11 protein-coding genes are annotated in these 16,956 nt (G+C 72.0%); 4 read left to right on the top strand and 7 right to left on the bottom strand.

Translation table 11 applies throughout. From position 1 onward, the window contains the following. Positions 1-5 precede the first annotated feature (5 nt). Positions 6-719 carry a TetR/AcrR family transcriptional regulator gene (locus tag OHA17_RS28385; protein ID WP_406508924.1) on the top strand — a complete coding sequence of 238 codons (714 nt, stop codon included), beginning with the start codon at positions 6-8 and terminating at the stop codon, positions 717-719. Between the two features lie 22 nt (positions 720-741). Further along, positions 742-1,263: a GNAT family N-acetyltransferase gene (locus OHA17_RS28380; protein WP_406508923.1), complete on the top strand. Its 522-nt coding sequence runs from the start codon at positions 742-744 to the stop codon at positions 1,261-1,263. Here the strand turns inward: OHA17_RS28380 and OHA17_RS28375 are convergent. The 5 genes from OHA17_RS28375 to cynR form a co-directional block, all read right to left on the bottom strand. Next, on the bottom strand, positions 1,229-2,842 hold the full coding sequence (locus OHA17_RS28375) for a SpoIIE family protein phosphatase (RefSeq protein ID WP_406508922.1): 1,614 nt from the start codon (positions 2,840-2,842) through the stop codon (positions 1,229-1,231). The two genes, OHA17_RS28380 and OHA17_RS28375, sit on opposite strands and share 35 nt — an antisense overlap. Positions 2,843-2,951: 109 nt before the next feature. After that, the gene (locus OHA17_RS28370; RefSeq protein WP_406508921.1) at positions 2,952-4,985 is read right to left on the bottom strand and encodes an ATP-binding protein; all 2,034 of its coding nucleotides are present in this window, start codon (positions 4,983-4,985) and stop codon (positions 2,952-2,954) included. 90 nt (positions 4,986-5,075) lie between these two features. Further along, entirely contained in the window at positions 5,076-10,376 is a 5,301-nt protein-coding gene (gene pulA, locus OHA17_RS28365; protein ID WP_406508920.1) for a pullulanase-type alpha-1,6-glucosidase, read from the bottom strand. Positions 10,377-10,502: 126 nt separating this feature from the next. Continuing rightward, a complete protein-coding gene (locus OHA17_RS28360; protein WP_406508919.1) occupies positions 10,503-11,912 on the bottom strand; it encodes an alpha-amylase family protein in 1,410 nt (469 codons plus the stop codon). Positions 11,913-12,111: 199 nt separating this feature from the next. After that, a complete protein-coding gene (gene cynR / locus OHA17_RS28355; protein WP_406508918.1) occupies positions 12,112-13,005 on the bottom strand; it encodes a transcriptional regulator CynR in 894 nt (297 codons plus the stop codon). Positions 13,006-13,129: 124 nt separating this feature from the next. Between cynR and OHA17_RS28350 the strand changes: the two genes are divergently transcribed. After that, positions 13,130-13,693 (top strand): carbonic anhydrase, encoded by a 564-nt coding sequence (locus tag OHA17_RS28350; protein WP_406508917.1) that lies wholly within the window; start codon positions 13,130-13,132, stop codon positions 13,691-13,693. Positions 13,694-13,739: 46 nt separating this feature from the next. Beyond that, on the top strand, positions 13,740-14,210 hold the full coding sequence (cynS, locus tag OHA17_RS28345; RefSeq protein WP_398871153.1) for a cyanase: 471 nt from the start codon (positions 13,740-13,742) through the stop codon (positions 14,208-14,210). Between the two features lie 23 nt (positions 14,211-14,233). On the opposite strand, the gene OHA17_RS28340 is transcribed toward cynS, so the two are convergent. Together OHA17_RS28340 and OHA17_RS28335 are read right to left on the bottom strand one after the other, a co-directional pair. Continuing rightward, positions 14,234-15,283, bottom strand: a complete 1,050-nt coding sequence (locus OHA17_RS28340; protein WP_406508916.1) for a LacI family DNA-binding transcriptional regulator — start codon at positions 15,281-15,283, stop codon at positions 14,234-14,236. Further along, positions 15,268-16,956: a glycoside hydrolase family 13 protein gene (locus OHA17_RS28335; protein ID WP_406508915.1), complete on the bottom strand. Its 1,689-nt coding sequence runs from the start codon at positions 16,954-16,956 to the stop codon at positions 15,268-15,270. Before OHA17_RS28335 ends, OHA17_RS28340 begins: the two co-directional genes overlap by 16 nt.

Raw genomic sequence — 16,956 nt, 5'->3', positions numbered from 1 at the left:
TTCGCATGACGACCGGGGTACGGCGCAGGATGGGCGTCGACGAGCGCAGGCAGCAGTTGATCGGGGTCGCCCTGGAGCTGTTCAGCCACCGCTCGCCCGACGATGTGTCCATCGACGAGATAGCGGCGGCCGCGGGGATATCGCGGCCGCTGGTGTATCACTACTTCCCCGGCAAGCAGAGCCTGTACGAGGCCGCGCTGCGCCGGGCCGCGGACGAGCTCGCGGGCCGTTTCATGGAGCCGCACGAGGGCCCGCTCGGCGCCCGGCTGCTGCGGGTGATGGGGCGGTTCTTCGACTTCGTCGACGAGCACGGGCCCGGCTTCTCCGCGCTGATGCGGGGCGGCCCGGCGGTCGGCTCAAGCACCGCGAACGCCATGATCGACGAGGTGCGCAACGCCGCCCACCTCCAGATCCTGGCGCACCTCGGGGTCCAACACCCGCCCGCCAGGCTGGAGTTGGTCGTACGGTCCTGGGTCTCGCTCGCCGAGTCGACGGCGCTGATCTGGCTGGACGGGCGGCGGATTCCGCGCGGCGAGCTGGAGTTGCAGCTGGTGCACGACTTCGCGGCGCTCGCCGCGGTGAGCGCCGCCTACGACCCGGAGATGGCCGCGATCGTGCTGCCCATGCTGGCGGACGAGCCCGCCGACGGGCCGTTCGGCGAGCTGGTGGACCGGCTAGGCGCCCTGCTCCCGCTGGTGCCCGCGCCGCGCGTGGGCTGAGCCCTGCGGCATGATCGACGGCATGACGTCCGAACTCGTCCTCGATCTCGCCGCCGACTCCGATGTGCCCGTCCTGACCTCGCTGTACGACGGCGCCGCGCGCTGGATGCTCGACAACGGCATCGACCAGTGGCAGCCCGGCGGCAAGGACGCCGAGCACTTCCGGCTGCGCATGAAGGAGGGCGAGGTGTGGCTCGCCCGCACCGCCGGTGGCGAGGCCGTCGGGGCCTACGAGTTGTGGTGGGACGACGAGCCGGCCTGGGGCCCGCAGCCGCCGGTGGCCGGGTATGTGCACCGCCTGATGGTGGACCGCGCGGCCGCGCCGCCCGGCACCGGAAAGGCCCTGCTCGCGCACGCCGAGCGGCGGATCGCCGAGAGCGGCCGGCCGCTGTGCCGCCTGGACTGCCGCTCCGACAACCCGGGCCTGCTGCGTTATTACCGGGGCGCGGGGTACGTCGTGGTCGGCGAGCTCGCGGCGAAGACCGACGGCGGGGGCAGCCCCTACGCGGTCACGCTGATGGAGAAGGGCCTCGGCCCGCGTTGAGGCGCAGGGCGAGCAGCGCCACGTCGTCCTCCAGGTCGTCGCCGAACCGGTCGAGCAGGGTGTCGCAGAGTGCCTCGGTGTCGGGCCCGGCGGCGGCCGCGGTGTGCCTGAGGTGTTCCAGCGAGTCCGCGAGGTCGGTGCCGCGGCGCTCGATGAGGCCGTCCGTGACCATCAACAGGCCGTCGCGGGGCCCGAGTTGGAGCCGTGTCGAGGGCGGGTGACGCAGGCCGAGGCCGAGCAGCGGGCCCCGCGTCTCGATGAACGAGGCCTCGCCCCGGTGGGGCAGGAGCAGCGGCGGCAGGTGCCCGGCGTTGGCGATGCGGGCCTCGCCCGTGTCCGGGTCGATGAGGGCCAGGCACAGGGTCGCGGTCGCCTCGGGGTGGTAGAGCTGGAGCATCCGGTCCAGGCGCCGGACCAGGGCGGCCGGTTCGTGGTGGTCGGTGGCGTACGCGCGCAGAGCATGGCGGAGTTCGACCATCACGGTGGCCGCGTCCAGGGAGTGCCCGACGACGTCGCCGACGCCGACCAGGAGGCCCGCGGGCGTGGTGAGCGCGGTGTAGAAGTCGCCGCCGATCTCGGCGCGGCTGGAGGCCGGGACGTAGCGCAGGGCGATGTCGGCGCCGGGCAGCCGGGGTGCGCGCTGCGGCAGGAAGCTGCGTTGCAGGGTGAGCGCGATGTGGCGTTCTTCCGCGTAGGTGCGCAGGGATTCGGCGGCGACGGCGAGGGACTGGGCGAGCCGGGAGAGCAGCGCCTCGGTCTCCTGGCCGTACGGCAGGCGGGCCGGGACGGCGAGGCAGACGGGCGGCTGGTCGGCCTGGCCGCGGGCGAGCACGAGCCGGGCCCCTTCGCTGCCGAAGAGTTCCGGTGGCCACAGCGGGGCCGGGGCGAGCACGGATCGTACGCCGGTGCAGCCCGCCATGGCGCGGCGGAGCAGCACGGCGAGCGCGGGGATCTCGGTGGTGCGGGCCGGGCGTGCGGCGCCGCCCGCGTGGAGGAAGGCGTCGGTTCCGAACACGAAGGCGGTGACCGGGCCCGAGGTGAGCGGCATGACCGCCGCGGCGGCCGCGTCCGCGAGTTCCTGGGGGCAGCGCGCCCGGTGCAGGGCGGCGGTCGCCTCGGCGAGGTGGTTCAGCCGGCCGGCCCGGGCGGCCGATTCGTGGCGCAGCCGGGCGCCGCGCAGCGCGGCCCGGATGACGGCCTGGATCTCCTCGGGCTCGACGGGCACGGTGAGGTAGGCCTCGGCGCCCGCGTCCAGGCCCCGGCTGCGGTCGTGCGGGGTGATGGAGGCCGCCGAGAAGTGCACGACGGGCATGGGCGCGATGCCGGGGTGCGACTTGAGGCGGCGGCACAGTTCGAAGCCGTCCATGTCGGGCAGGCCCACGTCCACGAGGGCGGCGTCGGGCAGCGCTCCCGCGCGCAGCCGCGCGTCGAGTTCGACGAGCGCGGCCGAGGCGGTGCCGAGCGATACGACGCGGTGGCCCGCGCGGCTGAGGACGGCGCCCATCGCACAGCGGTTGGCGTCGACGTCGTCGACCACCAGGACGGTCGTGTCGCGGGTCGTGGGCATCGTCGTACTCACCGCCGATCGTCTCCGAAGGCCCGCCGGTCAAGGGGTGTCGCTCTGTGGCACCGGCCGCCACCCACCGTAGCGCCGCAGCGTGGACAGGGGCGGCCACATGCGGCTTTCGTCAACTCCCGTCCGGCGAGTCACCCTTGAGAGCCAGCGCGAGGCCGTCGTCGAGGCCGGTGGCCACGCCCCGGTCGAAGGCCGAGTCGAAGGCCCCGTCGCCGAGCGCGGCGCGCGCCCGGCGCTCGCACTGCTCGCGCACGGCGGTCAGTTCCGGCGCGCCCATCTGCGCCTTGCCGACGGTGCGCCAGCACTCCTGGCCGACGCCGAGGAACAGCGCGCCGTCCTCGCCGTCGCCCTGCGCGGTCACCGCGCAGGCCAGCAGGTCGAGGCCGATCGCGATGCCGAAGCTGTCGTGCAGGAGGCGTTTGCCGGCCAGCATGGCGCGGGCGTGGGCGGCGGCCTCGGCCGGCCGGTCGAGGGCGAGCGCGCTGACCGCCAGCATGTAGTCGGCGTACGCCCGCATCCAGCGCTCGCCCCGGGCCGCGCACTCGTCGCGAAGGAGCACGGCTTCGGCGGACGCCTCGGTGTGGCGGGCCAGGTTGGCGAGGGCATAGATCCGGGCGAGTGCGCACAGCACGCGGCCCGCCGAGAAGCCGGTGTCCTGGGCGAGGGCGGGATCGACGATCGCGAGGGCCCGCTGGGGGTCGCCCGGCATGAGGACGCTGCCGCCGTACAAGTAAGCGGCGCGCCGGCGGAGTTCGGGGTCGGTGGCGGTCCGGGCGCACTCCTCGCCGAGCCGGTGCGCCATGACGAAGTCGCCCTGCAGGAAGGCGCACATGCCGAGCGCCCACACGGCGGTGGCCCGGTACGGCCCGGGGCCCGGGCAGCCGTCCAGGGCGCGTTGCAGATAGCCGCGGCCCTCGCGCAGGCGGCCGCAGCAGAACCAGACGAACCAGAGCGAGCCCGCCATGTCGAGGGCGGCCTCGGGGTCGGTCGCCAGGAGGTGTTCGAGCGCGGTGCGCAGATCGGCGTGCTCGGCCTCCAGGCGTACGTACCAGTCGAGTTGACCGGGGCCCATCCAGGCCGCGTCGGCCTCGTGGGCGATCCGGCGGAAGCGGCCGGCGTGCCGGTCGGCGACCTCGGGGGTCTCGCCGAGTTCGTCGAGCCAGCGCAGGCCGTACTCGCGGATGGTGTCCAGCATGCGGTGGCCGAACCGGCCGGAGGGTTCGAGCCGGGTGCGGACGACCGACTTGTCGATGAGGCCGGCCAGGGCCTGTTCGACGGCGCACGCGGGCAGCGGGCCGCCCGCGCCGATGTCCTGGGCCGCGGCGAGGTCGAACTCGCCCGCGAACACGGAGAGCCGGGCCCACAGGAGCCGTTCGAGCGGTTCGCACAGCTCGTGGCTCCAGCCGATCGCGGTGCGCATGGTCTGGTGGCGGGGCAGCGCCGCGACCCGGGTGTCGGCGAGCACCTCGAAGCGGGAGCCGAGCCGGGTGGCGAGCTGCTCGACCGACCACAACCGCAGCCGGGCGCCCGCGAGTTCGAGGGCGAGCGGGATGCCGTCGAGGCGGCGGCAGACGTCGGCGGCGGCCGCCGCGCGGGCCGGGTCCTCGAAGCTGAGGTGGGGCACGGCCTCGGTGGCGCGTTCCTTGAACAGCGCCAGCGCCTCCACCGCGACGGGCAGCGGCTCCAGGGGGAAGACACGTTCCTGCGGCCGGCCCAGCGGTTGCCGACTGGTGGCGAGGACGGTGAGCCCCGGCGAGGTCTGCAGGAGTTCGCCGATCAGGTGGCCGCAGGCGCTGATCAGGTGTTCGCAGGTGTCGAGCACCAGGAGCGGGCGTTTGTCGGCGAGCCAGGAGCAGAGTGCCTCGCAGGCGGTGCGCAGGCTCTGGTCGAAGACGTCGAAGGCGTCGGCGACGGTGGCGGCGAGTAAGTTCCGGTCCCGCAGCGGCGACAGCTCCACCCACCAGACCCCGTCGGGGTAGCGGCGTTCGACGCGCCGGACGGTCCGCAGGGCGAGCCGGGATTTTCCGACCCCGCCGGGCCCTGTGACGGTCACGAGTCTGTGCCGCTCCAGGAGGCCGTCCAGGGTGGCCAGTTCGACCGACCGACCGATGAAACTCGTGCTCTCCGCAGGAAGATTCCCCACCACGGGCACAGTCTGGACCACAGTGCGGCCCTTGCCTCAACCCGCGGCGGGGAACAACCGATTTAGGTCACCGAACGACCCGGAATGATCGGTTCAGTGTTGCTTGAAGACCGCAACGGTACGGGCCGGGACTGTGAAGCTCCCCGAACTCTGATCGTATGTGGCCGTCTTCACCACCGGGTCGGCCCCGCCCGCCTGGCGCGGGTGCAGCGCGTACGGGGTGCCCGCGAGGGCGGCCACCCGCTGCGTCTGAGCCTGCGGGGTCGCGTTGAAAACGACGACCAGCGGGCCGAGCCGCATGGTGATCACACCCGGGGTCTCGCTCGTGCCGGAGAGCGGGAACGAGAGCGCCGACTGGACCTGGTCCGCCGTGGCGAGCCCGAAGGCGCTCTCTCCGCCCCGGATCGCGAGCAGGTCCTGGTAGGCGGCCGAGGTCGCGTTGATCTGGGCGCAGCCCGGGGTCAGCGAAGGATTCACCAACAGGGGCTTGGCATAAGGCCACTTGGACTGATTGTCGGCGGCCATCGGCAGCCCGCGCCCGAACCCGTTGCCCGCCCGGCAGTCCCAGTGCAGCGCGTTGAACCAGTCGCCGCTGTTGAACGAGTTGCGGTCGAGGGACTTCGAGCGAAGCAGGTCGCTGCCCGCCTGGGACAGGGCCGGGCCCTGCGAGAGGGCCGCGGTCGCGAGCGCCAGGACCTGCATGCGGGACCGGTCGGCGGCCGAGGTGCCCGCGGGCAGCTTGTAGGCGAGCGCGTCGTACAGCGACTCGTTGTCGTGGGCGTCCGCGTAGGCCAGCGCGTCGCCCGGGGCGGCCGCGTAGCCCGCCGGGGCCCCGTTGTAGTCGACCTCGGAGCCCTTGACGCCGCGGCCGGAGCTGTCGGTGAAGGTGTACGCGGCGAGGTTGCCGGTCAGGCCCACCTTGAGGAGGTCCTGGTAGTGCAGGAGGCGGGCCTTCTGCTCGGCCGAAGTGCCGTTCGCCGTCGAGGAGTTGGGGTCGGTGTAGAGGCCGGAGGCGAAGCCCTGGACGCCCGGGTCGGCGTCGAAGGGGCTCCCGCCGCGCACCGCGTCGCGGGCCCGGTCGGAGAACGTGGCGATGCCGGTGCCCGCCATGTTCTTCTGGGTGGCCTGCACGAAGCGGGCGTCGTCGGCGACCTCGCCGAAGTTCCAGCCCTCGCCGTACATGATGATCTTCTTGCCGTCGACGCCGTCCTTCGCCAGGGTCAGCGCGTCCAGCGCCTTCCGCACGGCCAGGATGTTGGCCTTCGGGTGGTGGCCCATGAGGTCGAAGCGGAACCCGTCGACCTTGTACTGCTTGGCCCAGGTCACCACCGAGTCGACGACGAGCTTGCCCATCATGGCGTTCTCGGGCGCGGTGTTGGCGCAGCAGGTGGAGTTGGCGACGCTGCCGTCGGGCATCAGCCGCTGGTAGTAGCCCGGCACGATCTTGTCGAGGACCGAGTCGTCGGCCTGCCCGCTCGCGGCGGTGTGGTTGTAGACGACGTCCATGACGGTCCGAAGGCCGGCGTTGCCAAGACCCTGCACCATCTGCCGGAACTCGACCGTGCGGCGGGTCCCGTCGGGGTCGCTGGCGTAGGAGCCCTCGGGGACGGTGTAGTGCAGCGGGTCGTAGCCCCAGTTGTACGCGTCCTTCGCGGCCGACTTGGCGACGCAGGCCTGCTGCTCCTCCGAGTCGGGCGCGTACACCTTCAAGTCGCAGGCGGGCGTGGCCTGTTCGGCCTTCTTCTCGGGAATGCCCGCGATGTCGAAGGCGGGCAGCAGATGGACGTAGGACGTGCCGGACCTGGCGAGCTGCGCGAGGTGCTTCATGCCGTCGGAGCCGGCGTCGGTGAAGGCCAGGTACTGGCCGGGGTGGTGCGAGGTGGGGTCCGTGATGGAGAAGTCGCGGATGTGCAGCTCCTGGATCCGGGCGTCGCGCAGCGGCACGGCGGGCGGCTTCTTGAGCGTGGCCCAGCCCTTGGGGGCGAGCTTCGGGTCGGCGAGGTCGACGACCAGGCCGCGCGCCGAGTCGGCGGTGAGGGCGGTCGAGTACGGGTCGGTGACCAGGTTGGTCACGACCTTCTGCACGCTCGGCGCCCACACCTTCACGGCGTACCGGTACGGCTTGCCCGACCAGGACGCGGGCCCGGTCACCGACCAGACGCCGGAGGTGTCGTCCCGCCGCATCGCGACCGTGTGCCCGTCGAGTTCGAGGGACACCTGCTGTGCGGTCGGCGCCCACACGGAGAGGGTGGGGCGGCCGTGGTCGAAGACCGGGCCGAGCGAGGCCTTGGCGGCGGCGCCGCTGTACAGGTCGTCGAGGACGCCCTGGGTCTGGACGCCGGTCGCCGCGAGCAGCGCCCCGTTGGCGGCCCGCTGGGTCGCGATGAGCTGCCCCTTGAGGGACTCGCGGACACGGGACCGGTCACGGGCGTCCACGGTGAACGCCGGATAGTCCTTGAGCTGCGGGAACCTGGCCTTCTGCGCGTCGCTCAGCGCGGCGGGCGCGAGCCGCAGCCACTGGCCCTCGTCGGACAGCGCGCCGTCCTTGACGGTGATGCCGCCGCCCGGCGCGTACACGAGCTGCTCGCTGGTCGCGTCGGTCGCCTTCACCTTCCACACGACGGTGCTCCGGTCGATCCACTGCGCCTCGGACTTGCCGAGGTCGAGCGAGACGCCCGAATTCGCCTGCGGCAGCAGGTACTTGGACTCTCCGGCGAGCAGCCACGCCTCGTTGCCGTAGGTGGCGAGGTCGAGGGACTGGTCGTCGGGCAGGTCCTTCCGGTCGCCCTTGTGCAGGATGTAGCTCAGCGAGGTCGCGCCCTTGGTGAGCGGCACCTCGAAGGTCACTCCGTACGCGTCGCGGCCGGTCGGCATCAGCGGCTTGGACCAGTCGGTGGGCGAGGCGGCGCCGGTCCAGGTGTGCAGCCCCCAGCCGTCGTAGTCGCCGTCGGGCCGGGAGTAGTGCAGGACCACCTTGGAGGTGTCCTGCGGCGGGTGGGCGCCGGGCGGGGCCTGCTCCAACTGGCCGTCCTTGCCCTGCTCCACCCACACCTCGCCGGTGCGGCCGAGGTCGATGGTGCGCTGCGGCCCGTCGGCGCTGTCGCCCTTGGCGACGGTGTACGCGAGCGAGGAGGCACCCTGCGGGAGCTTGATCCAGGCGAAGGCGCCGTAGGCGTCCCGCCCGGTGAAGGCGGCGCTCTGGCCGTCGGCCTTCAGCTGCCGGCCGTCGTAGTCGCCGGCCGGGCGGCGGTAGTGCACGACGGCGTAGTCGCGCTCGACGGCCGTCGGCTTGGCCGGCGGAGGATTCTGCCCCGCCGTCGTGGAGGCGAGTGCGCTCGCGGTGCGTCCTGCGCTGTCGACCACAACAGCCTTGTAGCGCACGGGAGTTCCGGCTGCCAGGTCCAGGTACTGGGTGACTTTGTAGGGGGCGTGGTCGGCGGAGCCGAGCGTCTGCCACCTTCCGTTGCCGCTCTGCGCGGCGAAGACGACCCGGTCGAGCTGCCCGCCCCGCACGTCGGCGGAGAGTTCCACCGTGCCGGTGGCGCCGGGAGCGGGGGCCTTCAGGGTGATCGACGGCTTGGCGGCGGGCGCGGGCGGCGGGGCCGCCGCCTTCAGGACCAGCGAGGACAGCGCGGGCACGGTCACCTCGACGGTGGCGTCCGAGCCGCTGCGGACCGTGCCCGAACCCCCGTACAGCACACCGAAGTCGGCGTCGGCGGAGCCGGTCGGCACGGAGACCGTCTTCGGCTCGGTGGCGTTGTTCACGGCCACGACGTACTCGGTGCGGGTCCCCGCGTCCGTACGCGAGAAGGCGTAGACGGAGTCCTTGGCGTAGCGCTCGGTCTGGACGCCGTCGCGCAGCGCCGGGTTGGCCTTGGTGAGGCGGGAGAGGTCGGCGATGGTGCGGTAGAGCGGGTGCGTGGGGTCGTAGGCGTCCGAGGCGTGGGTGCGGTCGGTGCCCAGCTCGTCGTCGTCCAGGTAGTCGGGGACCTTCGAGGCGAACAGGGGCTGGCGGGCGTCCTTGTCGCCGCCCGCGCCGGTGAAGCCCTGTTCGTCGCCGTAGTAGACGACCGGGTTGCCCCGGCTGAAGAACATCAGCTCATTGGCAAGCCGGTCGCGCTGGAGCAGCTCTGCGTCACCGGCCCCCGGGTGGTCCTGCTTGAGGAAGGTGCCGATGCGGCCCATGTCGTGGTTGCCGAGGAAGGTGACCTGCTCGTAGGCGTTCGCCTTGTCGGTGGTGTAGCGGTAGTCGTCGGCGAACAGGGAGGCGAGCTTGGTGGCCGGGGCGCCCTGGGAGGCGTACTGGCGGGCCGCGTCCTGGAAGGGGAAGTCGAGGGTCGCGTCCAGGCGGCCCCGGGTGACGTACGGGGAGGTGACGGCGGGGTCGGCGGAGTAGGTCTCGCCGAACATGAAGAAGTCCGGGCGCCCCCGCTTCTTCGCGTACGCGTCGAGGGCGGTCGCCCACTGGGTCCAGAAGCCCAGGTCGACGTTCTTGACGGTGTCGATGCGGAAGCCGTCCACGGCGAAGTCGTGGACCCACTTCTCATAGATCTGCTCCATGCCGGAGACGACCTCGGGCCGCTCGGTCCACAGGTCGTCGAGCCCGGAGAAGTCGCCGTACTCGGCGCTCTCGCCGGCGAAGGTCGAGTCGCCCCGGTTGTGGTACATCGTCGGGTCGTTGAGCCAGGCCGGGACCTTCTTCTCCTTCGCGACGGGCGTGTAGGGGAAGGAGTTGGCGTCGACCTTCTTCATGCCCGTACGGTCGTCGAAGGGGCGGCCGCTGGTGTCGAGGTAGGGGTAGGCGCCCTTGGGCCGGTAGCCGTACTGCTTCTCGGCGTAGTCGACGGTGTCGGCGGTGTGGTTGGTGATGACGTCGAAGAAGACCTTCATGCCCTTGGCGTGGGCGCCCGCGATGAGCCCGGCGAGGTCGGCGTTGGTGCCGAAGTGCGGGTCGACCTGGGTGAAGTCGGTGATCCAGTACCCGTGGTACCCGGCCGAGGCGTCCTTGCCGGTGCCCTGCACGGGCTTGTTCTTGAAGATCGGGGCGAGCCAGATGGCGGTGGTCCCGAGCCCCTTGATGTAGTCGAGCTTCTGGGTGAGCCCCTTGAGGTCGCCGCCCTGGTAGAAGCCCTTGTCGGTGGGGTCGTAGCCCGTGTCGAGGCGCGAGCCGGTGAGGCCGCCCCGGTCGTTGGAGGTGTCCCCGTTGGCGAACCGGTCCGGCAGCACGAAGTAGAACTGCTCGCGCGTCGCGTCGTGCCGGGCCGGCTCGGCGGCGAGCCGCGCGTCACTGGGCGGCGCGGGCGGCTTCGGCGCGGCCGTGGCGGGCAGCGCGGGCACGAGCGCCGCACACAGGGCGGCCGCGAGCGCGACGGCCGTTCTTCGCAGGGGGATCACCGGGTGCTCCTCAGTCGTACGGGGTTCTCGGCATTCGGGGTGGAACGGCGGGGCCGCCCGGCACCCGGCGGGACGGAAGGGGGCGCCGGGCGGCCCGGTTCTCGGGGATGGAGCTAACTAATGAGGTTAACTACCGCCGCACGTACGGGAGTTGACCTGAAGGGCGAGGGCCGTGTTGGCGCCGAGCGTGGCGGTGAACTGTCCGGTGGAGTCGACCGTCACGCCCTTTCCGCTCTGCACGTCGCAGTACGCGCCGGCCGGCAGCGAGGTCTGGAAGGTGCGGGTCAGCGCGGACGGCTCGTGGTTGATGGCGACGTACGCCTTGGCGCCGCGACCGAAGGCGATCTGGTTGTTGCCGTTGTCCCACCAGTTGGTGACCGACTGGCCGCGCGCGGTGTTGCGGAAGGCGACCATGCTCTGGATCTCGGGCCACTTGTGCTGGCACTTCCAGCCGTCCGTCCAGCACGCTTGGACGGTGCCGCCGTTCGGCGGGCCCGCGTCGTTGTCGGTGAACTCGTAGCCGGAGTGGACGTCGGGCGAGCCGTAGGGCCAGGCCAGCATGAAGACGTTGGCGAGGGTGTAGTTCGCGCCGTCCTTGTAGGTGAGGGTGGAGCCGTTGCGCTCGGTGTCCCAGTTGTCGACGAACACCCCGGCCTGGCTGCTGGGCAGATAGCCCCAGGCCTCGCCGAGGTTCTTCAGGTAGGCGAGCTTCTCGGAGGTGAAGACCCGCTTGAGGTCGCGCCCGTACCGGAACTCCTGGACGTCGCCGTTCGGCAGGTACTCGGTGGGCTGGACCGCCTCGCCCGCGCCGTAGATGACTTCCTGCTTCAAGTAGGCCGACGGGTTGGTCAGTTGGGCCTTGATGGCGGCGATGTCCTCGGTGGCGATGTGCTTGGCGGCGTCGATGCGCAGTCCGTCGACGCCGAGCGAGAGCAGGTCGTTGAGGTATTGGGCGATGCGGGTGCGGACGTACGGCTCGTTGGTGTCGAGGTCGGCGAGCCCGACCAGCTCGCAGTGCTGCACGTTCCAGCGGTCGCTGTAGTTGCTGACCTGGCTGGTGCAGTCGTCCATGTCCTGGGACTGGTAGATCCCGGGGTAGTTGTACTTGGTGTACGAGGACCCGCCGGTGCCGGTGCCGGAGCCGGCGGCCATGTGGTTGATGACCGCATCCGCGACGACCTTCACTCCGGCCGCATGGCAGGCGTCGACCATGTTCTTGAAGGACGTGCGGTCGCCGAGCCGGCCGGCGATCTTGTAGCTGACCGGCTGGTACGAGGTCCACCACTGGCTGCCCTGGACGTGCTCGGTGGCGGGCGACACCTCGACGTAGCCGTAACCGGCCGGGCCCAGGGTGTCCTTGCACTCCTTGGCGACCGAGTCGTACTTCCACTCGAAGAGCTCGGCGGTGACGTCCCGGTCACCGGGGGCCGAGGCGACGGCGGTGGGGACGCCGGGCGCGGCCAGGAAGGCCGCCGAGACGGCCGTGACGAAGGCGAGAGTTGCTGCGGTTCTCGATATCCGGTTGGGGGGCTTCATGGGGGGCGGGTCCTCCTGCGGCTCTGAGGGAGGCGATTCAGCGTGGCTTGAATGTTCTTGCTGCAAGACTGAAAGCGCTTCTGAGCAGGTGACCGTAGGAGGGCGTAAGGATCAGGTCAATGGTTTGGGCAGAATCCGGAGCGTGAGATTGCTCGTCTGCAAGGAGTTGCGCCGCACGTGAGCGCGGCGCGAGCGCGCTTCAGGCGGGGGCGTAGCCCCGGGCGCGGACGAGGTCCTCGGTGAGCCGGGTGAACTCCCGGGCGGCGGCGCTGCGGTACGCACTCTCGCGGCGCAGCAGGGCGACCGTGCGGGCGGGCAGGGGCGGATCGAGCGCGACGGGCGCCAGGTACGGGTGGTCGTGCGTGACGGCGTCGGGCAGGACGGTGGCGAGCGGGGTGCGGCGCACGATCTCGGTCAGCGCCTGGATGGAGTTGGCCTCGACGGCGATGCTCGGGGTGACGCGATGGTGGCCGAGATAGGCGTCGATGTGACCCCGGGTCGCGAAGTCTCCGCTCAGCAGGGCGAGTTGACGGCCAGCCAGCTCGTGCACGGTGAGCGCTCCCTCCGGGCCCGGGGCTCCGACGACCAGACCGAGGGTCTCGGTGAACAGGGCCGTCGCTTCGATACCGGGCAGGTGCGGGCCGTCGAAGGCGACGCCGAGGTCGAGTTCGTCGGCGAGCAGCCCGGCCTCGATGCGGTCCTGTGCCAACTCCCGTACGTCCAGGGTGATGTTGGGGTGGCGGGTGTGCAGTTCCGCGACGAGGGGGCCGACGAGGTACGCGGTGAAGGTCGGGGTCACCGCGAGGCGCAGGCTGCCGCGCGAGAGGTCGGCGATGTCCAGGACGGCACGCTCGGCGGCGGCCAGGTCCCGCAGGGCGCGCCGCGCATAGTGGGCGTAGGTCTCCCCCGCGTCGGTGAGCCGGACCGAGCGGCCGGTGCGGTCGAGGAGCTGGACGCCGACCGTGCGCTCCAGCTGCTTGATCTGCTGGGACAGGGTGGGCTGGGAGATCCGCAGCTCTTCGGCGGCGCGGGTGAAGTTGCCCTGCTCGGCGACGGCGAGCAGATAGCGCAGATGACGCAGTTCCGGGGCCATGGACTCAACTATAGATGCAGTCGATAGCAGACATCGAAATTGCGTCTTGGACGCTATAGCCGCTGGTCATGCATGGTGGATCTCGTCAGCCCCTCGGGGCCGGCCACCACCGAAGGGAGTGACCATGCAAGACCTCGCCGAGGGCGTCGCGCAGTTCCAGCGCGGCGTCTTCCCCGCCAAGGCGGACCTCTTCGCCCACCTCGCCGCCACCCACCGTCCAAGGACGCTGTTCATCAGCTGCTCGGACGCCCGGGTGGTCCCCGAACTGATCACCCAGAGCGAGCCGGGCGAGCTGTTCGTGATCCGCACGGCCGGGAACCTGGTGCCCGCCCACACCCCGGGCCCGGACGGTGTCGCGGCCAGCATCGAGTACGCCGTCGCCGTCCTCGGCGTCAGCGACGTCGTGGTCTGCGGCCACTCCGCCTGCGGTGCGATGACCGCGCTCGCCGAGCACCACGACCTCTCCGGCATGCCGGCCATCGCCGACTGGCTGCGGCACGCGGACGCGGCCCCGGCCCGCGCGGACGCCGCGGACCTTGCCGCCCTGGTGCGCGGCAACGTACGGGCCCAGCTCGCGAACCTCGCGACGCACCCCTCGGTGGCCCGCGCCCTGACCGAACGCCGGCTCACCCTGCACGGCTGGGTCTACGACATCCCGACCGGCACGGTCGAGCGACTCGAAGCCTGACCAGCCCCCCGCCTCAAGTGACCTCACCCTCAAAGGAGTTACCCCCATGACCCACGCCACGTTCGACACCACCGCCCGTCAGGCCATCGCCACCGCCGCCGTCGAGGCGAAGGTCCGCAAGGACCTGTCGTGGCAGCAGATCGCCGACGCGGCCGGCCTCTCGGTCGCCTTCGTCACCGCGGCCGTGCTCGGCCAGCACCCGCTGCCCACCGAGTCCGCGCGGGCCGTCGCCGCCCTGCTCGACCTCGACGACGACGCGGCGCTGCTCCTGACCACCATCCCGAGCCGCGGCTCGATCCCGGGCGGCATCCCCACCGACCCGACGATCTACCGCTTCTACGAGATGCTCCAGGTGTACGGCACGACGCTGAAGGCCCTGGTGCACGAGCAGTTCGGGGACGGCATCATCAGCGCGATCAACTTCAAGCTGGACGTGAAGAAGGTCGCCGACCCGGAGGGCGGCGAGCGGGCCGTGATCACCCTGGACGGCAAGTACCTGCCGACCAAGCCGTTCTGACCCGGCCCGGGGTGGCCGCAGGGTCACCCCCGCACCCCCGCCGTGGACCCCCGTACCACCAGCTCCGGCTGGAAGACGAACTCCGTTCGCTGGACGGGGGTTCCGGTGATTTCCTCCAGGAGGGCCGACACCGCGGCCGCCGCCATCGCCTGTACCGGCTGGCGCACCGTGGTCAGCGGCGGGTCGGTGAAGGCGATGAGCTGGGAGTCGTCGAAGCCCACCACCGAGACGTCGCCCGGCACGTCGAGGCCGCGTTCGCGGGCCGCGCGCACCACGCCGAGGGCCATCATGTCGCTGCCGCAGACGATGCCCGTGCAGCCCTGGTCGAGCAGCGCGCCCGCGGCGACCTGGCCGCCCTCCACGCTGTACAGGGTCGGTTTGATGTAGGCCGCCGCCTCCTCCTCGCGCAGCCCGAGGCGCTCGCCGAGGGCCGCCGCGAACCCCTCGGTCTTGCGGCGCGACGGCGAGTACCGCAGCGGTCCGACCGCGAGCCCGATCCGGGTGTGCCCGAGGTCGGCCAGGTGCCCCACCGCCATCCGGATCGCCGCGTGGTCGTCGAGGGAGACGAAGGGGCCGCGGATCGCCTCGTTGTACCCGTTGACCAGCACGTACGGCACGCCCCGCTCGGCCAGGGCCAGATAGCGGGCCGGGTCGGCGGAGGTGTCCGCGTGCAGGCCGGACAGGAACACGATGCCGTTGACACCGCGCTCCTCCAGCTGCTCGACGAGCTCGTCCTCCGTTGCCCCGCCCGGCAGTTGGGTGCACAGCACGGGCGTGTAGCCGTGACCCGCGAGGACCTGTTCCACCGCCTGCGCGAAGGCGGGGAAGATCGGGTTGGTCAGCTCCGGGGTGACCAGGCCGATCAGCCCCTCGCTGCGCCGGCGCAGCCGGGCCGGGCGCTCCCAGCCGAGCACGTCCAGGGCTGCGAGGACGCGCTGCCGGGTGGCGTCGGCGACCCCGGGCCTGCCGTTGAGCACGCGGCTGACGGTGGCCTCGCTGACGGCGGCCTGGGCCGCTATGTCCGCGAGGCGCGGCCCGGCCTGCTGCGCGGCATGACTCACACCGTCCACCACACCGTCGTGTCGGCAGGGAGCTCGAACTGCCCGTCTGCTACGGCCAGTTGGGCGCTGGCCAGGACGACACGGCCGGGCGTCGGCAGCGACACCGGCTCTCCCGTCAGGTTCACCGTGCACACGAAGCCCTCGCGGGCGAAGGCGAGCACGCCGTCAGGGGCGTCCAGCCACCCCACGTCGTCCCCGGCGCCGAGGCCCGGGTGGGCGCGGCGGGCCGCGATGGCCCTGCGGTAGAGCTCAAGCGTGGAGTCCGCGTCGCCGGTCTGCGCCTCGACGCTGAGCCCGCCCCACGAGTCGGGCTGCGGGAGCCAGCTGCCGCCGCTGCCGAACCCGTACGAGCTGCCCTCGACGGTCCACGGGATCGGGACGCGGCAGCCGTCGCGGAAGCCGTCCTGGCCGGCGGCGCGGAAGAACGACGGGTCCTGGCGCACCTCGTCGGGCAGGTCGGTGACGTCGGGAAGGCCGAGCTCCTCGCCCTGGTAGACGTACGCCGAGCCGGGCAGGGCCAGCATCAGGAGGGTGGCCGCGCGGGCCCGGCGCAGGCCGAGCTCGCGGTCGCCCGGGGTGCGCAGCTGGGTGCCGAGGCCCTGCGGGTTGGCGAAGCGGGTGGCGTGCCGGGTGACGTCGTGGTTGGACAGGACCCAGGTGGCGGGGGCGCCGACCGGGCGCATCGCGGCGAGGGAGACGTCGATGACCTCGCGCAGTGCCGCCGCGTCCCAAGGGGCGCCCAGGTACTGGAAGTTGAAGGCCTGGTGGAGTTCGTCGGGGCGCACGTAGTTCGCGGTCCGCTCGACCGTGGGCGTCCACGCCTCGGCGACCGCGATGCGCTCGCCGTCGTACTCGTCGAGGATGGTCCGCCACGAGCGGTAGATCTCGTGGACGCCCTCCTGGTCGAAGAACGGCATGACGTCGTTGCCGAGCAGCTTGAGCTGGTCGTGGCCGCCGATGTCGGGCAGGCCTGGCGCCTTGACGAGGCCGTGCGCGACGTCGATGCGGAAGCCGTCGACGCCCATGTCGAGCCAGAAGCGCAGGATGGAGCGGAACTCGTCGGCGACGGCCGGGTGGTCCCAGTTCAGGTCGGGCTGCTCGGGGGCGAAGAGGTGCAGGTACCACTCTCCCCCAGCCTCCGGCTGGGAGGTGCCCCCATCGCCTGACGGCGCCTCGGTGCGGGTCCAGGCGGGCCCGCCGAAGATGGACTCCCAGTCGTTGGGCGGGAGTTCGCCGTCCGCGCCCTTGCCGGGGCGGAAGTGGTAGCGGGCCCGCAGCGGCGAGCCCGGGCCGTCCTTGAGGGCGCGCTTGAACCACTCGTGCTGGTCGGAGGAGTGGTTCGGTACGAGGTCGACGATGATGCGCAGGCCCAGCTCGTGGGCGTCGCGGATCAGCGCGTCCGCGTCGAGGAGGGTGCCGAACATCGGGTCGATGGCCCGGTAGTCGGCGACGTCGTAGCCGGCGTCGGCCTGCGGGGACGCGTAGAACGGGGAGAGCCAGACGGCGTCGACGCCGAGGTCGCGCAGGTACGGCAGCCGGCCGCGCACGCCTTCGAGGTCGCCCATGCCGTCGCCGTTGCCGTCGGCGAAGCTGCGTGGATAGACCTGGTAGATCACGGCGTCCCGCCACCACTGCGTGCCGGTCTTCCCGGTGAGGCGGTCGGGGGCGGTGAAGTGCTGGGTCAT

This window comes from Streptomyces sp. NBC_00212, assembly GCF_045206365.1.
Classification (GTDB): domain Bacteria; phylum Actinomycetota; class Actinomycetes; order Streptomycetales; family Streptomycetaceae; genus Streptomyces.
Note: the sequence above shows the minus strand (reverse complement) of the source record. Positions and strands in the feature narration are given on the sequence as shown.